Genomic DNA, 19,740 nt, shown 5'->3' on the forward strand with positions numbered 1-19,740 from the left:
AGGAAATCCCGGCAGGCTCGGGGGCCTATCTATCGATGGTGCCGACAGCGGGAAGTTGAAAAACGTGCACTTCAGAGTGCTACGCCCGGTCAGGGCGCTTCCTCCTGGGAATCATCTCCCCGGACTCGGCGGCCTTGTCGCGTTTTGCTGCTCGCCGTTCCTTGATGGTCATTGCCGGTTTCTTGGGCGCGCGACCTTGGGATTTATCAGCCATCGTTGCTCCTTTTACTCGCAAACAATCACTGAGCCCGACCATACATCAGAAAAAATTAAAAGCCAGTCGGCGACTTTTCGGCCGCCAGGTGCGTTGAATACGGCCGTCTAGGCCGGCCGGTGCCTGACCTTCGGGGTGGCGTCGTGATGGCCGAGGTGGAGACCGGGAGCCAGCATCGCCACCCGGTGCCGGTAGTCGCGGTATTGATCACCCAGGCTGTCCACCAGGTCGCGTTCTTCGAGCTGGATCGCCACCAGGATGTAGACGGTGCTGACGGCCGCGAACAGCAGATGGCCCGCGGTCATGGTCGGGGTGGCCCAGAACGCGACGATGAACCCGGCCATGATCGGGTGCCGGATGACCCGGTAGAGCATCACCGTCTGGAATCCCAGCTCGCGATACGGCCGGCCGCGCCAGTTCAGCCACACCTGCCGCAATCCGAACAGGTCGAAATGGTTGATCATGAACGTCGAGGCGAACACCGTGGCCCAGCCAAGCCAGAACAGCGCCCAGAGGATCATCCGGCCTGCGGCGGATTCCACACTCCAGACGATCGCGGGCATGGTGCGCCACTGCCAGTACATGAGGAGCAGGGCCAGGCTGGACAGCAACACGTATGTGCTGCGTTCGATGGCTTGCGGGACGATCCGCGTCCAGCGGTCCTTGAACCAGGGCCGAGCCATGACACTGTGCTGGATGGCGAACACCGACAGCAACAGCAGGTTGACGAGCACCGCCTCGGCGATGGGTGCGGCGATGCCGGAATCGACCGTGCGCGGCACCACGAGATTGCCGACGAATCCGATCGCATAGAGGAACGACACGACGAAGAGGAGATAGCTCGCGATGCCGTAGACGATGATGGGTAGGCGCTTCATGGTGACCTCCAGCCACCGATGGGACAGATGCCGCCCCGCTGCCGGCCGCAGTAGTGGCCTCTCCACGGTAGACCTTGTATCCCCAGGTGAACAGGGGTCTACTGCACCGTCCGCACCTACTCGACGTCGGTCTGAACTACGGCGTAGGTCTGAACTACGCGGAGCGCTCCGCCTTGGCGGCCTCGCGGGCGAGCATGCGGTCCCGTTGCTCCTCGAACCGCAGAACCTGCTTCTCGAGATCCCCCAGATAGGTGGCCAGCTGTTCGCGGCGCTTCTCGCCGACTGCGGTCACGTCGTTGCGTTCGAAGATCCGCCACTTCTTGACGTTGGGCATCACGACCTCTTCGAGGTGCTGACGCAGATCGTAGATGCCGTGCTTGGCCATGATCACGCTGTTGCGCCGCCAGTTCGGCATCCCGCGACCGGGCATGCGGAAACCTTCGATGATGGCGCACACCGCCTCCATCGCCTGGTCGGGGGAGAGGTCGAAGCCGGCGGAGAACACGTTGCGGTAGAAGACCATGTGCAGGTTCTCGTCCGTCGCGACGCGCTGCAGCATCGACTCGGCGAGTGGGTCGTCGCAGATCTTGCCGGTGTTGCGGTGGCTGACGCGGGTCGCGAGTTCCTGCAGTGTGGCGTACGCCGCGATCATCAGCGGGCCGGGCTCGTGGATCTCGCGTTCTTCCTCGTCGGGGTCGTAGCCGTTGCGCATGTGCTCCATGCGCATCCGCTCCAGGGCGACGGGGTCCACTCCGCGGGTGACGACGAGGTAGTCGCGGATGACGATGCCGTGGCGGTTCTCCTCCGCGGTCCACTGGTTTACCCAATGACCCCAGGCGCGGTCGAGCGAGAAGTGATTCGCCGCCCCGCGGTGATAGGACGGCAGGTTGTCCTCGGTGAGCAGATTGGTGATCATCGCGACCTTGGCTACTTCGGACAGGCCCGACTGTTCCGGTGCCCAGTCTTCGCCACCCAGTGCCGCGAAGTTGCGGCCGAGGTCCCACGGGACGTAGTCGTGCGGATGCCACTCCTTGGCGACCTTCAAGTGGTGATTGAGGCCTTCTTCGGCAACCGGCTCAAGTTCCTTGAGGATCTCGGTGTCGGTCAATTGTCTCTGCATCAGCGTCCCATCAAGTCGTGACCCGACCGTTGTGTGTATATGACCGTAGCCCGCGCAACCCGTAGATCGGTGCTTCCACGCCTCGAACGTGACCCATTCCAGCAATGCGGGAGTGCGCCTGCGCCGGGCGCGCGGTCGGCACCGGCGTGTGTGACGTCGAACCTCACCCGCCGGCTCCCCTCCGATGCGGTGAAAGCGAAGTCCTTGTCGTTGATAACCGCTTTCCCCGATCTTCGGTGATACGGGGTGACGATTCCTCAAGCCGCGATAAACGCTGTCGGTGCGCCCAAGCCTGTGGGGCCCGGTCAAATCTATCCGAATCGGCGGCGGCATGCCGTCGGCGTGTCATGCCACGAAGTGCCGCCGATTGCCTCGAGCGTACGCGGTGGTGCAAATCGCCCCGGAATCAGAATTCTGAGGCGTCGAACTTCGCTGCGTACTTCTCGGCGCAGGCGATCAGGAGCCCAGCGCGTGAGCCATCGCCACCACGATCGGGCCCAGAAGCGGCAGCGTCACATTGGAGAAGGCGTAGACGATCGTGTATGCCACCAGCGGAGTGGCGTTGCCTGCGGCTTGCTGAACCGCGGTGACACCCGGCGTCGAACACTGCTGGCCGGTGAGCGCACCCAGCGTGAGCGGTGCGGGCAGGCGCATGACCTTCCAGGCCACGAACAGTGAGATGGTCGCCGGTATCGCGGTCATCGCGACGCCGGCGATCGGCAGGCCGATGCCGAACTGTTCGACCAGCGCCACGGCTTGCGGACCCGACGAAAGGCCGACGGCGCAGATGAATACGGCCAGTCCCATCGTCTTGATCACGTCGGCCGCGTCAGAGTCGTATTGCCCGAATGTCGGCCGCTTGGAGCGGATCCATCCGAACAGGAGCCCGGCCAGCAGGCAGCCTCCGCCGGTGCCGAGGGTGAGCGGGATGTCTCCGATCGGCAGGATCAGGCGTCCGATGAGAAACCCGGCGATGAGTCCGACCGAGATGAAGACGAGGTCGATCTTGACGGTCGGGTCCAGCCGGAACCCGATCCGACCGATCACGCGTTCGAGGTCGCGGGAGGAACCGGCCAGGCGCACGATGTCGCCCGTGCTGGATCACGGTCGCGTCGTTCACCGGAAGGTCCTGGTCCCCACGTCTCACTCGCTGAAGGAACACGCCGCGCCGCTCTTCGACATCGATGTCGCGCTTGAACTGGCCGGGCGTCGTGGTCCGGTAGTCGTCGTCGGTGACGACGACATCGGCGACGTCGATGTCCATCCCGAGGTCGTCTGCGGCGACTTCGGTGCCGAGGCTGCTCGATGCTCCGACCACCTTGTCGCGGAGGCCCACGACGAGGACTTCGTCGCCCCGGGCCAGTTCCAGGTCGGGTTGGACGTCGAGGACGGCGCCGGCCCGGGAGACCTGCTCGATGGTGATCTCGTCGCCCAGGCTGTCCAGGACGCGCGCGATCGTCTGGCCGGTCGCGTTGTCGACCCGGTAGACGCGCCCGACGACGCGCGGTGCGGCGGGGGTGGCGGTGTCCTCGTCGGACCCTCCTCCGAGTTGCTTCCACAGCTTGGCCGCCTCGTCGCGCAGGGAGACGCGCATGATGAGCGGAAAGATCTGGCTGGACAGGACCACGATCGTGATCAGCCCGCAGATGTAGGAGATCGAGTACGCGGTGCCCACGTTGGCCTGCAGTGTCGCGATGTCGGCGTCCGAGAGCGGGAGCCTGGCGATGGCGTCGGTCGCCGTGCCCACCACGGCGGATTCGGTGGCGCCGCCGGCGAGCAGTCCGGCCGCGGTGCCGACATCCAGGTCCATGATGAGGATCGCGGCGGCGGTGATGCCCAGCACAGAGACGACCTCGATGACGGTGAACGCGGCGTACTTCAGGCTCTTGCGGTTGAGGCTGGCGACGAAGGTCGGCCCCGAGACGTAGCCGAGCGTGAAGATGAACAGGGCGAAGGCGATCGTCTTCACTTCGTCGTTCAGCTTGATGTCACCGAGCATGCCGATCAGGATCGCGACGACCAGCGTTCCGGCTACCCCGCCGAGGGAAATCTTCCAGACCCGCACCTTGCCCACTGCGAATCCGGCCGCAAGGCATACGAACAGCGCGATCTCGGGAGTCGATTCCAGGGTGCGAACGATCCAGTCGACCGCTGTCATCATCGCGTACGGCACATTCGGGATGGTTCCTTTTCTGCCGAGCGGTTATCGGGTGGTCACACTGCTCGGCAGTCAATGTATCCGGATTACGAGGTTCCCACTGCGAATCTGCCGTGGTGCTCGCCGGATGAGATCGGCAGCACCGCGCTCAGCCTTCGGCTTGGCAGTTGATGTCGACGTAGACCGTCGTGAACAGGCCGGATCCGACGGCCGTTCCGGCGTGGGCCGGTTGCCCGTGCACGTCGGTTACGGTGCACTGCGACAAAGGAATACCGGTAGGCCCGTTCAGTTGCACGGTGTAGCCCTCTTTCTGCAGCCGGCCCACCACCTCGGACGCGTCCATACCCGCGGAGGGCGCTGCCGCGGCGGGTGCGGCCCCGCCGACGAAGCCGGCAGCGAGCAATATGGCAGCAACCTCAATCGATAGTCTCATGTCCAAAACTCCTGTCTACCTTCGACATTGAAGAGGCGCTTGCTCTCAACGAGGTATACGCACCGGTGGTGCCGGGAGTTCATCGGTGGCGGCCCGGTTGGCGGCCCGGGCCCAGTTCGGCGCCGGCGGTCGAGCCGGCGACGGTTCAGACGCGCAAACAACACCGCGCCCGTCCGACCGGACTGTTGCGCCACGATGAGGGAACGACCGATCTGGGGTCCATGAACGACCTGCCTATGTGTTGGACAGGCATCGGTCACCGACGGTGGCGATCCACGCACCGGGCCCCGCGGCCGGCGAGGGAGCGATTGCTATTGAGGCGCAGGTATTTTCAGCCGTGTCGAGTGCGTCGGTCAGGATCAGGCCGTGAGGTCCTCGGCGATGCCGCACACTCGTGCGAGCTTGCGATCAGCAGTAAGCAGAGGTATGCGAAGCTGACTGGCCAGTTCGACATAAAGAGCACCGAGCAGTCGGATGTCCCCCCGTCGTGCCCACGCGGCCATCTGCACCATTGCGGACACATTGACCTCAGCTGAGCGCGCCCGATCCACTGGCTCATCGGGGACATAGACATTCAGCCGCGCCATACACACACTATGCACACACGTGTGCGCCCGCTCTCGGGGATCGGCGAACCGCCTCAGATCCGCCGCAGCAGCACCGCCTGCTCGAACGGCAGCCGGGCGAAGACCCGCCTGACGCGACCTTTTACGTGAGCCGCGGCCTCGGACTTGGACATCACCTGCGGGTCGGCGAGCCGGATGGTCTTGCCGTGGCGACGCATCTCGGCACCACCGGCCGCGGTGATGTTCTTCAACCAGTCGCGGTCCGGCCCGTAGGTCAGCAGAATCGCCACACCGGTGTCGGTCGAAAAGACACTCAGGGGAGTCCGGTATGCCCGACCTGATTTGCGGCCGACGTGCTCGAGAATCCCGAACGTCGGTGCCCAGCCCGCCCAGAGTCGCTGGATCGGGTTGGTGACGTGGCGGTTGAACCGGGCCAGCGATTGCGGCAGTTGCATGGCCCCATTCAAGCGCGGCCGTGACAGCGGTCACAACCTACTGTGGTCGGATCTTGGTCCCTATCTTGCCGCGCCGGGGCGAATGAGCCGAGACTGAAGAAATGGCCTATCTCAAACCACCGTGGTTCGTCCGGAAGGTGTTCAACCGGATCGCCATGGCGACGGGCGTGGGGCACAGCGAGACGCTCACCGTGACCCGGCGGACCAACAAGGAGCCACAGCAGATTCCCGTCGTCGTTCCGGTGGTCGACGGGGTCAGATATCTGGTGTCGACCCGTGGTGAGTCGGACTGGGTGCGCAATGTGCGGGCCGAACCCAAGGTCCGGCTCGGAGGCGTGGAGTACATCGCTGCCGAGGTTCCGGTACCGCAGCGGGCACCGGTCATCGCCGCCTACCGTCCGCTCGCGGGCAAGGTGGTGGAGGGCTACTTCCGTGATCTGCCCGATGACGCCGATCACCCGGTGTTCGCGCTCACGCCGGCTGGGTGACCGAGTCCACTACACCCTGTAGTTGACCGATTTGCACCGGCTGGGACACTGGTGGTCATGCCTGTGCACGAAAAGCAGACTGAGCGATCGGCCCAGCTGTTCGCCGATGCCTGCGCCGTCATCCCCGGTGGCGTCAACTCCCCGGTGCGTGCCTTCAACTCCGTCGGCGGCACCCCCAGGTTCATCACGTCGGCCAAGGGCTACTGGCTCACCGACGCCGATGACAACCGCTACGTCGACCTCGTCTGCTCCTGGGGGCCGATGTTGCTCGGCCACGCGCACCCGGCTGTCGTGGAGGCCGTACAGAAGGTGGCGGCCGACGGGTTGAGCTTCGGCGCCCCGACCCCGTCGGAGACCGAGCTGGCCGCCGAGATCATCGCCCGCGTCGCCCCCGTCGAGCGGCTGCGTCTGGTCAACTCGGGCACCGAGGCCACCATGAGCGCGATCCGGTTGGCCCGCGGCTACACCGGCCGCGCCAAGATCATCAAGTTCTCCGGCTGCTATCACGGCCACAGTGACGCGCTGCTGGCCGACGCCGGCTCGGGCGTGGCCACCCTGGGCCTGCCGTCCTCGCCCGGGGTCACCGGTGCGGCCGCGGCCGACACGATCGTGCTGCCCTACAACAATGTTGAGGCCGTGGAAGAGATCTTCGGCCGGTTCGGCGACGAGATCGCTTGTGTCATCAGCGAAGCCAGCCCGGGCAACATGGGAACTGTGGCCCCCCTGCCCGGTTTCAACGCGGCGTTGCGCCGGATCACCGCGGCCCACGGCGCGCTGCTGATCCTCGACGAGGTGATGACGGGTTTCCGGGTCAGCCGGGCCGGCTGGTACGGGCTGGATCCCGTCGATGCCGACCTGTTCACCTTCGGGAAGGTGATGAGCGGCGGGTTGCCCGCCGCGGCTTTCGGCGGCAGCGCCGAGGTGATGGGTCGGCTCGCCCCGCTGGGGCCGGTCTACCAGGCCGGGACCCTTTCCGGTAACCCGGTGGCGATGGCAGCCGGGCTGGCCACGTTGCGCCACGCCGACGACGCCGCCTACGCCCGGCTGGACGCCAACGCCGACCGGTTGGCCGGCCTGCTGACCGGCGCCCTGACCGACGCGAGTGTGGCCCACCGCGTGCAGCGCGCGGGAAACATGCTCAGCGTCTTCTTCACCGACGAGCCGGTCAACGACTTCGCCGCGGCGAAGGCCACCGAAACCTGGCGCTTCCCGCCGTTCTTCCACGCACTGCTGGACGCCGGTGTCTACCCACCGTGCAGCGCTTTCGAAACCTGGTTCGTCTCAGCGGCTTTGGATGACGACGCGTTCTCCCGCATCGCCGACGCGCTGCCCGGTGCGGCCCGGGCTGCCGCGGAGGCCCGCCCGTGACCGTACGCACGACAGTGCACGTGATGCGGCACGGCGAGGTGTTCAACCCGGAGAAGGTGCTCTACGGCCGACTGCCCGGCTACCACCTGTCTGAGCGTGGCCAGGCCCAGGCGCGGGCTGCCGCGGACTGGCTGGCCGACAAGGACATCGTCTACGTGGTGGCCTCTCCGCTGGAACGGGCCCAGGAGACGGCCACGCCGATCGCCGAGAGCCACAAGCTGCCGATCGCCACCGACGGCGACCTGATCGAGTCGTGGAACCAGTTCGAGGGGGAGCGGGTGGCCCCCGGCGACGGTGCCTTGCGCGATCCGCGGAACTGGCCGAAGCTGCGCAACCCCGCCAAGCCGTCGTGGGGTGAGCCCTACGCCGAGATCGCCCCGCGGATGATGGCGGCCATGCACCGGGCCCGGGAGAAGGCGGCCGGGCACGAGGCGGTGTGCGTCAGCCACCAGCTTCCGGTCGAGACGCTGCGCCGGGCGATGACCGGGCGCAAGCTGGCCCACTTGCCGTTGCCGCACAGCCGGCTGTGCAATCTGTCCTCGATCACGTCGTTCACCTTCGACGACGACACGTTGATCCGATGGGGCTACACGGAGCCCTGGGGCATCTGAATGAGATCGTGGGTCGCCCGGGTGAGTGCGGCGGTGCTGGCAGGGCTGGTGCTGCTCACCGGATGCTCCACCGGTGACGACGCGGTGGCCCAAGGCGGCACCTTCGAGTTCGTCGCGCCCGGCGGCAAGACCGACATCTTCTACGATCCACCCGAAAAGCGCGGCACCCCAGGAAAATTGAGCGGGCCCGAACTGACCGACCCGACCAAGACCATCTCGCTGGAAGATTTCGCCGGCAAGGTCGTGGTGATCAACGTGTGGGGCCAGTGGTGTGGGCCGTGCCGGGCCGAGATCGGCCAGTTGCAGAAGGTGTACGAAGAGACCCGTCGAGACGGCGTTCAGTTCCTGGGCATCGACGTGCGGGACAACAACCGTGAAGCCGCAGTCGATTTCGTCACCGACCGCAAGGTGACCTTCCCGTCGATCTACGACCCGTCGATGCGCACCATGATCGCGTTCGGTGGCAAGTACCCGACCACGGTGATCCCGTCGACCGTGGTGCTGGACCGTCAGCACCGGGTGGCCGCGGTGTTCCTGCGTGAACTGCTGGCCGACGATCTGCGCCCCGTCGTCGAACGGTTGGCTGCCGAAGGGCAGCAGCCATGACCGGATTCGCCGAGATCGCCGCCGCCGGGCCGGTGCTGCTGGCGCTGGGGATCAGCGTGCTGGCCGGGCTGGTGTCGTTCGCCTCGCCGTGTGTGGTGCCGCTGGTGCCCGGCTATCTGTCCTATCTGGCCGCGGTCGTCGGCGTGCAGGATTCCGATGCGGTTGCCGGAACTGTCGCCACCAAGACGGCCCGACTGCGGGTGGCCGGCGCGGCCGCCTTGTTCGTCGCCGGCTTCACCGTGGTTTTTCTGCTCGGCGCCGTCGCAGTGCTCGGGATGACCACCACGTTGATCGCCAATCAGGTTCTGCTGCAACGCATCGGCGGTGTCGTCACGATCGTGATGGGTCTGGTGTTCGTCGGTTTTGTGCCGGCACTGCAACGTCAGGCCCGGTTCGCCCCGCGGCAGTGGTCCACGATGGCGGGAGCGCCGCTGCTGGGTGCGGTGTTCGCTCTGGGCTGGACTCCGTGCCTGGGCCCGACGCTGACCGGGGTGATCGCGGTGGCCTCGGCCACCGACGGCGCCACCGTGGCGCGCGGGGTGGTGCTGGTGCTGGCCTACTGCTTGGGGCTGGGCATCCCGTTCGTGCTGTTGGCGTTGGGGTCGGCGCGGGCGGTGACCGGCCTGGGCTGGTTGCGCCGGCACACCCGAACCATCCAGATCTTCGGCGGTGTGCTGCTGATCCTGGTGGGCGCGGCGCTGGTGACGGGTCTGTGGAACGAGTTCGTGTCGTGGGTGCGCGACGCCTTCGTCAGTGATGTGAGGCTGCCGATATGACCCAGGTTTCTCCGCGAGCAGACACAAACCTGCCCAAAAAGCCGCGTTTTGGGGCAGGTTTGCGTCTGCTCGCGCTGGTACGCAACACCTGGCGGACCCTGACGTCGATGGGCACCGCGCTGGTGCTGCTGTTCCTGCTCGCCCTCGGCGCGATCCCAGGCGCGCTGTTGCCGCAACGCAGCCTCAACGAATCCAAGGTCGACGAATACCTGGTCGCACACCCCACGCTGGGTCCGTGGCTGGACCGCGCGCAGGCCTTCGACGTCTTCTCCAGCTTCTGGTTCACCGCTATCTACGCGCTGCTGTTCATCTCGCTGGTGGGTTGCCTGACACCGCGGATGATCGAGCATTTCCGCAACCTGCGGGCGGAGCCGGTGCCCGCGCCGCGCAACCTGGGCCGGTTGCCCAAACATCACGCCGCGCAGGTGAGCGCCGACGCCGACGAGGTCGCCACCACCGTGACGCGACGGCTGAAGGGGTGGCGCACGGTCACCCGCAAGCAAGATGGCGACACCGAGATATCAGCAGAGAAGGGCTATCTGCGGGAGTTCGGCAACATCGTCTTCCACTTCTCGCTACTCGGCCTGCTGGTGGCCGTGGCCGCGGGCAAGTTGTTCGGCTACGAGGGCAATGTCATCGTCATCGCCGACGGCGGCCCCGGATTCTGCACCGCCTCGCCGGCCGCCTTCGATTCGTTCCGCGCGGGCAACACCGTCGACGGCACCTCGCTGAGCCCGGTCTGCCTGCGGGTCAACAGCTTCGACGCAAACTATCTGCCCACCGGGCAGGCGTTGTCGTTCGCCGCCGATATCGACTACCAGTCCGGCGACGATCTGGCTGCCAACACCTGGCGGCCCTACCGCCTCGAGGTCAACCATCCGCTGCGCATCGGCGGCGACCGGGTGTACCTGCAGGGACACGGGTATGCGCCGTCGTTCACGGTGACGTTCCCCGACGGCCAACAGCGCAGCCAGACCATCCAGTGGCGGCCAGAGGAGCAGACGACGCTGCTGTCCTCGGGGGTGGTGCGCATCGACCCGCCGGCGGGCACCTATCCCGATGCCGACGAGCGTCGCAAACATCAGATCGCCATCCAGGGTCTGTTCGCGCCCACCAAGGAACTCGAGGGCACGTTGTTGTCGTCGAAGTATCCGGCGCTCAACGACCCGGCGGTGGCCATCGACATCTACCGTGGCGACACCGGCCTGGACACCGGCCGGCCGCAGTCGTTGTTCTCCCTCGACCCCCGGTTAATCGATCGCAAGCAACTGACCAAAGCGGCCCGCGTCAACCTGGTGAAGGGCCAGGACACCCGGCTCGATGACGGCACGAAGGTCCGCTTCGACGGCGCTGTCCCGTTCGTCAACCTGCAGGTCTCGCACGACCCCGCCCAGATCTGGGTGCTGGTGTTCGCGATGTCCATGATGGCCGGGTTGCTGGTGTCTTTGGTGGTGCGCCGGCGCCGGATCTGGGTTCGGGTGCAAGGCGCTCCAGCAGGTACGGTGAACGTCGAGCTGGGCGGGCTGGCCCGTACCGACAACTCCGGCTGGGGCGATGAGTTCGAGAAGCTGACCGAGCGGTTGTTGGAGGGCTACGAGCAGCAGCCGGCAGGAGAGAAGGCGGAGCAGTGAATACCGAGCACATCGACATCGGGCTGGCCAGGTACTCCGACTGGGCGTTCACGTCGTCGGTCGTCGTCCTCGTCGGGGCGCTGATCCTGCTCGCCGTCGAACTCGCCTCCAGTCGCGGCCGCAAAGTCGAAAGCCGTGAACTGGTCGGCGCCACCGTCGGCGCCGACAGCGCCACCCCCGGCGTCGTCGTCGAGGAAGCCCGGCGCCCGTTCGACGAGCGCGTCGGCCAAACCGGCCTGGCGCTCACCTACGTCGGCATCGGCATGCTGTTCATCTGCATCGTGTTGCGTGGCCTGGCCACCTCACGGGTGCCGTGGGGCAACATGTACGAGTTCATCAACCTGACCAGCTTCTGCGGCCTGGTCGCGGCCGCGGTGGTGCTGCGCAAGCCGCAGTTCCGCGCGCTCTGGGTGTTCGTCCTGGTTCCGGTGCTGATTCTGCTGACGGTGTCGGGACGCTGGCTGTACTCGAACGCCGCCCCGGTGATGCCCGCGCTGCAGTCCTACTGGCTTCCCATCCACGTGTCGGTGGTCAGCCTGGGCTCCGGTGTGTTCCTGGTGGCCGGTGTGGCCAGCATCCTGTTCCTGCTCAAGATGTCCCCGCTGGGGGAGCCGGGGCGGGAGGGCACTGTGGCGCGCATCGTCGAGCGACTGCCCGACGCCCAGACCTTGGACCGCATCGCCTACCGCACCACGATCTTCGCTTTCCCCATCTTCGGTTTCGGCGTGATCTTCGGCGCGATCTGGGCCGAGGAAGCCTGGGGTCGGTACTGGGGCTGGGACCCCAAGGAGACGGTGTCGTTCATCGCATGGGTGGTCTACGCGGCGTATCTGCATGCGCGCTCGACCGCGGGTTGGCGGGACCGTAAGTCGGCTTGGATCAACGTGGTCGGTTTCGTCGCGATGGTGTTCAACCTGTTCTTCATCAACCTGGTGACCGTGGGCCTGCATTCGTACGCTGGGGTCGGCTAGCCGTCGTCAGATTGGTGAGATGACCGTGCGCCCGGAGGCTGAGGCGCCGCTGCAGTCCGGTCGGAAGCGTGTGGGAAAGAGGAGATTTCGTGTCCGAGCCAGTGTCTGAGTCAGTGTCGGATCCGATGTCGGAGCCGGTATCGGAACCGGTGCCTGAGCCGTCCGAAGCGCAGGAGCCTGCGCCGCAGGACACCGGCGAACCCTCGACAGACGCACCGGTCGACGAGCCGCCGGCAGCAGAGCCGTCTGCGTCCCCGGCTGTCGCGCCGGCCCCGGTCGCCGAGCCGCCGCTCGTCCCGTCGGTGTTCGCCCCGATCCCCGGATTCCGCGGTCAGCAGCGGTTCAGCAATCCCGCCGAGCCCGGCGTCTCCACCCCGCTGCCCGCCGAGTGGACCGCTCCGACGCCGCCGCACGGTATCCCGGTGATCACCGCACCGCCGGTGCCGGGAAGTTTCGACGGAGCACCGGCCGGAGTTTTCGCGGGCCCCGCACCCCTGCAGCCCGCCGCACTTGCGCGCCCCGCCGCGCCTGAGCGTTCCGTCGCGCCTGAGCGTTCCGTCGCTGGGTCCACTGAGCGGCCCGCCGCTGGAGCTAATGAGCGGCCCGCCGCTGCCGACTTCGCCACGCCCTACCGCGACCTATCCACCGCCGCGCTGCTCGGCCAGCGCAAGAACCCGCCCACCTCGGGCTGGCGCAAGGCCCTCTACGTCGCGTCGTTCAAACAGATCAACGTCGGCGAGAGCCCCAAGGCCACCCACCACAACAATCTGATCGGCGAGGTCAGCCAGCCACTGCAGGGCTGCTACCGGATCGCGCTGATGTCGCTGAAAGGCGGCGTGGGTAAGACCACGATCACCGCGACGCTGGGGGCCACGTTCGCCTCGATCCGGGGTGACCGGGTGGTGGCGGTGGACGCCAACCCCGACCGGGGCACGCTGAGCCAGAAGGTGCCGCTGGAGACGGCTGCGACGGTGCGGCACCTGCTGCGCGACGCCGAAGGCATCGAGCGCTACAGCGACGTGCGGGCGTACACCTCGCAGGGGCCGAGCCGGCTGGAGGTGCTCGCGTCCGAAAGCGACCCGGCAGTGTCGGAGGCGTTCAGCTCGGACGACTATCTGCACGCGCTGGAGGTGTTGGAGCGGTTCTACAGCCTCGTGCTCACCGACTGTGGCACGGGTCTGATGCATTCGGCGATGTCGGCGGTGCTGTCCAAGGCCGACGTGCTGGTCGTGATCAGCTCGGGTTCGGTGGACGGGGCGCGCAGTGCGTCGGCGACGCTGGACTGGCTCGACGCCCACGGGCATCAGGATCTGGTGCGCAACTCCATTGCGGTGATCAACGCGGTGCGCCCACGCTCGGGCAAGGTGGACCTGTCCAAGGTGGTGGACCACTTCTCCCGGCGTTGCCGTGCGGTGCGCCTGGTGCCCTTCGATCCGCATCTGGAGGAGGGTGCCGAGATCAGCCTCGAGCGGCTCAAGCCCGGCACCCGTGAGGCGCTCATCGAGCTGGCGGCCGTGGTGGCGTCCGACTTTGCCGGGGCACGTCGCTCGATGAACCGCGCGCCCGACGCGCGCTAGTTACGGGGATTGTCGCCGTGCCCGAGGCGACGCAGGAATTCCGGGTCGTCGTCGGGGCCGATCACACGGGTCTTGGATCGACTGCCGGAAACCCGCGCCAGCCGCCAGCCGAGATACACCAGGCTTGCCGCGGCAATGAGCAGGAGTAGATATGCCACTCGAAACCTCCTTGATCTGAATATACGCGTCGTCGGTAGGCTCGGAGCGTGTCAGGAAGTGGTTCGACCTCCCGTATGGTCACCGACGTCGCGGTTTACCTCATTGCCAGGCTGGTGCTGGTCGCTGTGCTGGCCGCGGCGATCTACGGGGTGGGGCAGCTGGTTGTGGCGAATTTCCCGGTAGTGGTGGCCCTGCTGTTCGCCATCGTGATCGCGCTGCCGTTGGGCATCTGGCTGTTCCGGCCGTTGCGTGAACGGGCGACAGCTTCCATCGCGTTGGTCGACGAGCGGCGCCGCAAGGATCGTGAGCAGCTGCAGGCACGGTTGCGCGGCGACGAGCCACCGAAATCCGCGTAGGCAGCAGTTCTTTTCCCCGAACGTGATCCCTGCGGGTCGCGCTATCGGATGAAGGCCGAACCCTTCTCTCGGTCCAGGTAGGTTTCGGTCTTGTTCTTGAGGAAGAAGATGTACACCGCCAGCGAGATGGCGATGCACACCGTGACGTAGATGATGAACAGCGGCACGTGGTCGCGTTCCTTGAGCGCCTGGTAGATCACCGGCGCGGTGCCGCCGAACATCGAATTCGCCAGTGCGTAGCCAATTCCCACCCCGAGGGCGCGCACATGCGCGGGGAACAGCTCGGATTTCACGAGCGCGTTGATCGAGGTGTAGCCGGTCAGGATCACGTATCCGACGGCCACCAGCAGGAAGGACAAGAGTGGTGAATGTGTCTGGGGCAGATAGGTGAACAGGATGTAGGTGTAGATCACCCCGCCGACGCCGAAGAACACCAGCAGCGGTTTGCGGCCGACCTTGTCGCTGATCATGCCGCCGACCGGTTGGATCGCCATCAGGAAGATCAACCCGATGAGGTTCACCCAGGTAGCTGTCATCGCCTGGTCTTTATAGGTGGTCTTGACGATGGCCGGGGCGTTGACGCTGTAGGCGTAGAACGCGAGGGTGCCACCCATGGTGATCAGGAAGCACAGCAACAGTGGCTTCGAGTAGCGGGTGAGCAGTTCGGCGAGCGAGCCTGCGCTCTTGTCCTTGCCTTCCTTGATCGCCTGGAGCTGCTCCTCGGACAGTGATTCGTCCATGGTCCGCCGCAGCCAGAACACCACGATCGCGGCCACACCGCCGATGGCAAAGGCGATGCGCCAACCGAATTCGTGGACCTGTGCGGTGCTGAAGGTCGTCAGGATGATCAGCAAAGTGAACTGGGCGAGCACATGACCGCCCACCAGGGTCACGTACTGGAACGAGGAGAAGAAGCCGCGCCGTTCCCGGGTGGCCGCTTCGGACATGTAGGTCGCGGAGGTGCCGTACTCGCCGCCGGTGGCGAAGCCCTGCACCAGCCGGCACAGGATGAGGATGATCGGTGCTGCGACACCGATGGTTTCGCGCGAGGGCACGAGCGCGATGACCAGTGAGCACAGCGCCATCAGTGAGACGCTGAACGTCAGCGCGGCTCGGCGGCCGCGCCGGTCGGCGAACCGGCCGAAGAACCACGAGCCGATCGGGCGGGTGAGGAAGGTGACCGCGAAGATCGCGTACACATAGACGGTCGCGTTCTTGTCGGCCTTGTCGAAGAACTGTGCTTCGAAGTAGGTGGCGAACACGGTGTAGACGTAGACGTCGTACCACTCGACGAGGTTGCCCGACGAGCCCCGGATGGTGTTCCAGATGGCGCGGCGGGTTTCGGCGCGGCCCGATGGTGCGGGCTGATGCGCCTCGGTCGAAATGGTCATGCGCATCCCCCAGTGATCGGCGTTGCCTCGGCCGACGGCCACGTTAGTGCAACCGCTGGTATGCGGCGTCGAATTGGCTTCCCGCCTCCCCTCCCGGAGTTGTCAACTTTTCTTGACGACCCCACTCTGTCAAGTTATCTTGACAGGGTGAGTGAAGTCGATGAGCTGATCGCTGACGGTGTCAGTAGCCCGGACCCAGCCGTGGGGCTGCGTGCCGTGCGGGCTCTGCAGCGGTTGCAGGAGCGGCTCGAGGCGATACACGTCGCCAATGCCCGGGAGCAGGGTTGGAGCTGGCAGGCGATCGCCGACGCACTCGAGGTCAGCCGCCAGGCCGTACACCAGAAGCACAATCGGAAGGGATGACATGTTCGAGAGGTTCAGTCGTCACGCGCGCGTTGCGGTGGTTCTGGCGCAGGAAGAGGCCCGCGAACTCGAGGCCAACGACATTCGGCCCGAACACATTCTGGTCGGTGTGCTACAGAGTTCCGGACGCGAATTATCCGCCCTGCTGGCCGGTTTCGGCTTGACCTCAGATGTGGTCCGCGCCGAGCTGGCGGCTGCCGATGCGCCCGGGGACGAGTCGTTCGACGGGGACGCCGAAGCGCTGCGGTCCATAGGCATCGATCTCAGGGCGGTACGAGCCAACGTCGATCGCACCTTCGGCGACGGCGCCTTCGACAACGCGCTGCGCAGCACCGGACGACGGCGTAGGCGGCGTGGGCATCTTCCCTTCACCAGACCGGCCAAGAAGGTATTGGAGCTGGCACTGCGGGAGTCGTTGGCGCACAAGGACGGCTATATCGGAACCGAGCACATCCTGCTGGGAATCCTGCGTGGGGGAGACCGCCGCGCTGTCGGTCTGATCACCGAACGTGTAGGTGCCGGCGAGTTGCGCGACGGCGTCGTCGGACTCCTGGACGACGCGGCGTAGTGCCGTCGGCTCAGGATCCCAGAAACAGGGCCAGGGACACCGCGATCGACCACAGCAACATGGTCAGCCCCGTATCGCGCAGCACCGGGATCAGCTGGGCGCCGGTGCTGCCGTCACGCACCGGCCGCAACGCCCGCACCGCCGGCGCCAACGCGACCAGGCCCACGGCACACCACGGCGTGGCGAGCATCAGCACCAGAGGCAGCGCCAGCGCCACGGCGACCAGCACCTGATACAGCAGCCGGGTGCGGGCATCGCCGAGACGTACGGCCAGCGTGATCTTGCCGGACTGGCTGTCGGTGGGGATGTCGCGCAGGTTGTTGGCCACCAGCACGGCCGACGACAGCGAGCCCATCGCCACCGCCGCGACCAACCCGACCCAGTCGACGCGCAGGGTCTGGGTGTACTGCGTGCCCAGCACCGCGACCAGGCCGAAGAAGATGAACACGGCTATTTCGCCCAGGCCGAGGTAGCCGTAGGGCTTCTTGCCGCCGGTGTAGAGCCAGGCCCCGGCGATGCACACCGCGCCGACCGCGATCAGCCACGGTGCACTCAGAGCCGCGAGCACCAGCCCGGCGCCCGCGCCGACCGCCAGGCTCACCACCGCTGCGGTCAGCACGGCCCGCGGCGAGGCCAGCTTGGAGCCCACCAGCCGCAGCGGGCCCGACCGCACGTCGTCGGTGCCGCGGATGCCGTCGGAGTAGTCGTTGGCGTAGTTCACCCCGATGATCAGCGCGAGCGATACGGCCAGCGCCAGCAAGGCTTTCCACCACACCGCGGAACCCACCCAGGCGGCGGCGCCGGTACCGGCGAGCACCGGGGCGACGGCGTTGGGCAGGGTGCGGGGACGGGCGCCTTCGATCCATTGCGCGAAACTGGCCACGACGGTCATCGTATGAGCTGGCCGGGTGCCCGGCCGCGCGGACTCTTACACTGAGCGTCATGAAGGAGCAGCTCAGCAAGACCGAGATCGGCAAGGACGTGCTGCAGGAATCCGTCGAGGCAGTGGCTTCGACGGTCGGGCAGGTCACCTCGATCATCACCACGGCCGTCAAGGATGTGGCGACGGTCATCGGTGGCCTGGCCACCGATGTCTTCGAGATCGCCGACGGCGCCCGCAAGGCCAATGAGGATTTCGATGCCGATTTCGACGATCCCGTCGTCGAACCCGTCGATGACCCGAAGGACGTCGCGACACCCGACGAGGCTGAATAGCACTACATGCTCGGCGTCATCGGCGGTAGTGGTTTCTATTCGTTCTTCGGGCCCGATGCCCGTACCGTCGGCCTGGACACCCCCTACGGTGCTCCCAGCGCCGCGATCACGGTCGGCACGGTGGGCGGCCATGAGGTGGCCTTTCTGCCGCGCCACGGGGTCAACCACGAGTACTCGCCGCACACGGTTCCGTACCGGGCCAACATGTGGGCGCTGCGCTCGTTGGGGGTACGACGGATCTTCGGTCCCTGCGCGGTGGGCAGTCTGACCGCCGAGCTGGGCCCGGGTTCGATCGTGGTGCCCGATCAATTGGTGGACCGCACCAGCGCCCGGGCCGATACCTACTTCGATTCCGGCGGCATTCACGTCGGCTTCGCCGATCCGTACTGTCCGGCGTTGCGGGCCGCGGCGGCCGGGCTACCCGACGTGGTGGACGGCGGAACCATGGTGGTGATCCAGGGTCCGCGGTTTTCCACCAGGGCAGAGAGCCGATGGTTCGCCGATCAGGGTTTCACCCTGGTCAACATGACCGGCTATCCGGAGGCGGTGCTGGCGCGTGAACTTGAGATGTGTTATGCGGCAATAGCTTTGGTGACTGATCTGGATGCCGGAATCGAGGCGGGTTCCGGGGTTAGGACCGTGGATGTGTTCGCCGAATTCGAGCGCAACCTGGTGCCGTTCAAGAAGCTCGTGTACAAGGCCCTGGAAACCGTAGCCGCGATCGACACTGAGCGCGCCTGCACGCATTGCCTCGCCCACGACGGCGTGAAGTTGCCGTTCGAACTGCCATGAGGATTCTGCTCACCGGTGCGGCGGGCTTCATCGGTACCCGTACCTGGGCCGCGTTGCAGGCCGCCGGGCACGAGGTGGTCGCCGTCGACACCATGCTGCCCGCCGCGCACGGTCCCGGCGCAGAACCTCCGCCGCAGTGCCGCGTGGTCGACATCCGTGACGGCTCGGCGCTCGCGCCCCTGCTTGCCGGGGTCGATGTGGTGTGTCATCAGGCCGCGGTGGTGGGTGCCGGGGTCAACGCGGCCGACGCGCCGTCCTATGCCGGCGTGAACGACTACGGGACGGCGGTATTGCTTGCCGAGATGTTCGCCGCCGGTTGCACCCGTCTGGTGTTGGCCTCGTCGATGGTGGTGTACGGGCAGGGCGGCTACGACTGTCCTGAGCACGGCCCGGTCGACCCGGCACCGCGCACCCGCGCCGACCTGGACGCCGGCGTGTTCGAGCACCGCTGCCCGATCGGCGGGGAAGAATTGCGGTGGCGGCTCGTCGGGGAGGGTGCGTCGCTGCGCCCCCGCAGTCTGTACGCCGCCAGCAAGGCCGCGCAGGAGCACTACGCCTTGGCGTGGGCGGAAGCAGGTGCCGGGGCTGTGGTCGCACTGCGTTATCACAACGTCTACGGCCCGAACATGCCGCGCGACACCCCGTACTCCGGAGTCGCGGCGATCTTCCGCTCACAGCTCGAATCCGGGCAGGAGCCAAGGGTTTTCGAGGACGGTGGGCAGATGCGCGACTTCGTTCACGTCGACGACGTCGCGGCCGCCAACGTGGCGGCGGTCGGTGCCGGGCTCGACGGCTTCAACGCGTTCAACGTGTGCTCGGGGCGGCCGATTTCGATCATGGAGGTGGCCGCCCGCCTGTGCGCGGCCCGCGGTGCGGGCCGGCCCGTCGTCACCGGTCAGTACCGCAGCGGCGACGTTCGCCACATCGTGGCCTCACCGGTGCACGCCGCGCAGGTGCTGGGCTTTGAGGCTGCGATCGACCCGTACGACGGGTTGGCCGAGTTCGCGTTCGCGCCGCTGCGCGTCTGAGTGGCGAGCGGGAGCG

General features: G+C 66.6%; 25 protein-coding genes. 14 read left to right on the plus strand and 11 right to left on the minus strand.

Annotated elements, in window-relative coordinates; translation table 11 throughout:
• Positions 1-79 precede the first annotated feature (79 nt).
• The 8 genes from ACZYZF_RS08595 to ACZYZF_RS08630 all read right to left on the minus strand — a co-directional run bounded on the left by ACZYZF_RS08595 (position 80) and on the right by ACZYZF_RS08630 (position 5,824).
• Positions 80-214, minus strand: a complete 135-nt coding sequence (locus ACZYZF_RS08595) for a hypothetical protein (protein ID WP_463835286.1) — start codon at positions 212-214, stop codon at positions 80-82.
• A gap of 107 nt (positions 215-321) precedes the next feature.
• Positions 322-1,092 carry a methanethiol S-methyltransferase gene (gene mddA / locus ACZYZF_RS08600; protein WP_463835287.1) on the minus strand — a complete coding sequence of 257 codons (771 nt, stop codon included), beginning with the start codon at positions 1,090-1,092 and terminating at the stop codon, positions 322-324.
• A gap of 154 nt (positions 1,093-1,246) precedes the next feature.
• Positions 1,247-2,212: an acyl-ACP desaturase gene (locus tag ACZYZF_RS08605; protein WP_463742604.1), complete on the minus strand. Its 966-nt coding sequence runs from the start codon at positions 2,210-2,212 to the stop codon at positions 1,247-1,249.
• Positions 2,213-2,668: 456 nt separating this feature from the next.
• The gene (locus ACZYZF_RS08610; protein ID WP_463835852.1) at positions 2,669-3,160 is read right to left on the minus strand and encodes an aspartate-alanine antiporter-like transporter; all 492 of its coding nucleotides are present in this window, start codon (positions 3,158-3,160) and stop codon (positions 2,669-2,671) included.
• On the minus strand, positions 3,042-4,385 hold the full coding sequence (locus tag ACZYZF_RS08615; RefSeq protein WP_463835288.1) for an aspartate-alanine antiporter-like transporter: 1,344 nt from the start codon (positions 4,383-4,385) through the stop codon (positions 3,042-3,044). Before ACZYZF_RS08615 ends, ACZYZF_RS08610 begins: the two co-directional genes overlap by 119 nt.
• Positions 4,386-4,518: 133 nt before the next feature.
• Positions 4,519-4,803 (minus strand): hypothetical protein, encoded by a 285-nt coding sequence (locus tag ACZYZF_RS08620; RefSeq protein ID WP_463835289.1) that lies wholly within the window; start codon positions 4,801-4,803, stop codon positions 4,519-4,521.
• Between the two features lie 359 nt (positions 4,804-5,162).
• Complete coding sequence (locus ACZYZF_RS08625) at positions 5,163-5,390, minus strand: hypothetical protein (protein WP_463835291.1); 228 nt, start codon at positions 5,388-5,390, stop codon at positions 5,163-5,165.
• A 53-nt stretch (positions 5,391-5,443) separates the two neighbouring features.
• Positions 5,444-5,824 carry a nitroreductase family deazaflavin-dependent oxidoreductase gene (locus ACZYZF_RS08630; RefSeq protein ID WP_463742601.1) on the minus strand — a complete coding sequence of 127 codons (381 nt, stop codon included), beginning with the start codon at positions 5,822-5,824 and terminating at the stop codon, positions 5,444-5,446.
• Between the two features lie 101 nt (positions 5,825-5,925).
• On the opposite strand from ACZYZF_RS08630, the gene ACZYZF_RS08635 reads away from it, so the two are divergent.
• The 8 genes from ACZYZF_RS08635 to ACZYZF_RS08670 all read left to right on the plus strand — a co-directional run bounded on the left by ACZYZF_RS08635 (position 5,926) and on the right by ACZYZF_RS08670 (position 13,852).
• Positions 5,926-6,312, plus strand: coding sequence for a nitroreductase/quinone reductase family protein (locus tag ACZYZF_RS08635; protein ID WP_463742600.1), 387 nt, complete (start codon positions 5,926-5,928; stop codon positions 6,310-6,312).
• A 57-nt stretch (positions 6,313-6,369) separates the two neighbouring features.
• A complete protein-coding gene (hemL, locus tag ACZYZF_RS08640; RefSeq protein WP_463835292.1) occupies positions 6,370-7,680 on the plus strand; it encodes a glutamate-1-semialdehyde 2,1-aminomutase in 1,311 nt (436 codons plus the stop codon).
• 23 nt (positions 7,681-7,703) lie between these two features.
• On the plus strand, positions 7,704-8,291 hold the full coding sequence (locus ACZYZF_RS08645) for a histidine phosphatase family protein (protein ID WP_463835854.1): 588 nt from the start codon (positions 7,704-7,706) through the stop codon (positions 8,289-8,291).
• Positions 8,292-8,897 (plus strand): TlpA disulfide reductase family protein, encoded by a 606-nt coding sequence (locus tag ACZYZF_RS08650; RefSeq protein ID WP_463835293.1) that lies wholly within the window; start codon positions 8,292-8,294, stop codon positions 8,895-8,897.
• A complete protein-coding gene (locus ACZYZF_RS08655) occupies positions 8,894-9,673 on the plus strand; it encodes a cytochrome c biogenesis CcdA family protein (protein WP_463835294.1) in 780 nt (259 codons plus the stop codon). The genes ACZYZF_RS08650 and ACZYZF_RS08655 overlap by 4 nt, the downstream gene beginning before the upstream one ends.
• Before the next feature lie 107 nt (positions 9,674-9,780).
• Positions 9,781-11,304, plus strand: coding sequence for a cytochrome c biogenesis protein ResB (locus ACZYZF_RS08660; RefSeq protein ID WP_463835855.1), 1,524 nt, complete (start codon positions 9,781-9,783; stop codon positions 11,302-11,304).
• Positions 11,301-12,275, plus strand: a complete 975-nt coding sequence (gene ccsB, locus ACZYZF_RS08665; RefSeq protein WP_463835296.1) for a c-type cytochrome biogenesis protein CcsB — start codon at positions 11,301-11,303, stop codon at positions 12,273-12,275. Before ACZYZF_RS08660 ends, ccsB begins: the two co-directional genes overlap by 4 nt.
• 125 nt (positions 12,276-12,400) lie before the next feature.
• Complete coding sequence (locus ACZYZF_RS08670; RefSeq protein WP_463835856.1) at positions 12,401-13,852, plus strand: MinD/ParA family ATP-binding protein; 1,452 nt, start codon at positions 12,401-12,403, stop codon at positions 13,850-13,852.
• Here ACZYZF_RS08670 and ACZYZF_RS08675 read toward each other — a convergent pair.
• The gene (locus tag ACZYZF_RS08675) at positions 13,849-14,010 is read right to left on the minus strand and encodes a hypothetical protein (RefSeq protein WP_463742594.1); all 162 of its coding nucleotides are present in this window, start codon (positions 14,008-14,010) and stop codon (positions 13,849-13,851) included. The genes ACZYZF_RS08670 and ACZYZF_RS08675 overlap by 4 nt on opposite strands.
• A gap of 75 nt (positions 14,011-14,085) precedes the next feature.
• Between ACZYZF_RS08675 and ACZYZF_RS08680 the strand changes: the two genes are divergently transcribed.
• Positions 14,086-14,367, plus strand: a complete 282-nt coding sequence (locus ACZYZF_RS08680; RefSeq protein ID WP_463744085.1) for a DUF4229 domain-containing protein — start codon at positions 14,086-14,088, stop codon at positions 14,365-14,367.
• Between the two features lie 41 nt (positions 14,368-14,408).
• On the opposite strand, the gene ACZYZF_RS08685 is transcribed toward ACZYZF_RS08680, so the two are convergent.
• On the minus strand, positions 14,409-15,758 hold the full coding sequence (locus ACZYZF_RS08685) for an MFS transporter (protein ID WP_463742593.1): 1,350 nt from the start codon (positions 15,756-15,758) through the stop codon (positions 14,409-14,411).
• Positions 15,759-15,905: 147 nt separating this feature from the next.
• On the opposite strand from ACZYZF_RS08685, the gene ACZYZF_RS08690 reads away from it, so the two are divergent.
• The gene (locus ACZYZF_RS08690) at positions 15,906-16,121 is read left to right on the plus strand and encodes a helix-turn-helix domain-containing protein (protein ID WP_454788410.1); all 216 of its coding nucleotides are present in this window, start codon (positions 15,906-15,908) and stop codon (positions 16,119-16,121) included.
• 1 nt (position 16,122) lies between these two features.
• On the plus strand, positions 16,123-16,689 hold the full coding sequence (locus ACZYZF_RS08695) for a Clp protease N-terminal domain-containing protein (RefSeq protein WP_463835297.1): 567 nt from the start codon (positions 16,123-16,125) through the stop codon (positions 16,687-16,689).
• A 10-nt stretch (positions 16,690-16,699) separates the two neighbouring features.
• Here ACZYZF_RS08695 and ACZYZF_RS08700 read toward each other — a convergent pair whose 3' ends face one another.
• The gene (locus ACZYZF_RS08700; RefSeq protein WP_463835298.1) at positions 16,700-17,572 is read right to left on the minus strand and encodes a 1,4-dihydroxy-2-naphthoate polyprenyltransferase; all 873 of its coding nucleotides are present in this window, start codon (positions 17,570-17,572) and stop codon (positions 16,700-16,702) included.
• 59 nt (positions 17,573-17,631) lie between these two features.
• On the opposite strand from ACZYZF_RS08700, the gene ACZYZF_RS08705 reads away from it, so the two are divergent.
• The 3 genes from ACZYZF_RS08705 to ACZYZF_RS08715 are packed head-to-tail and all read left to right on the plus strand — an operon-like array spanning position 17,632 to position 19,724.
• The gene (locus ACZYZF_RS08705; RefSeq protein WP_463742590.1) at positions 17,632-17,904 is read left to right on the plus strand and encodes a hypothetical protein; all 273 of its coding nucleotides are present in this window, start codon (positions 17,632-17,634) and stop codon (positions 17,902-17,904) included.
• 6 nt (positions 17,905-17,910) lie between these two features.
• Entirely contained in the window at positions 17,911-18,696 is a 786-nt protein-coding gene (locus tag ACZYZF_RS08710) for an S-methyl-5'-thioadenosine phosphorylase (protein WP_463835299.1), read from the plus strand.
• Positions 18,693-19,724 (plus strand): NAD-dependent epimerase/dehydratase family protein, encoded by a 1,032-nt coding sequence (locus tag ACZYZF_RS08715; protein WP_463835300.1) that lies wholly within the window; start codon positions 18,693-18,695, stop codon positions 19,722-19,724. The genes ACZYZF_RS08710 and ACZYZF_RS08715 overlap by 4 nt, the downstream gene beginning before the upstream one ends.
• The last annotated feature ends 16 nt before the right edge of the window (positions 19,725-19,740 follow it).

The sequence above is a fragment of the Mycobacterium sp. IDUB_24 genome, from assembly GCF_055419385.1.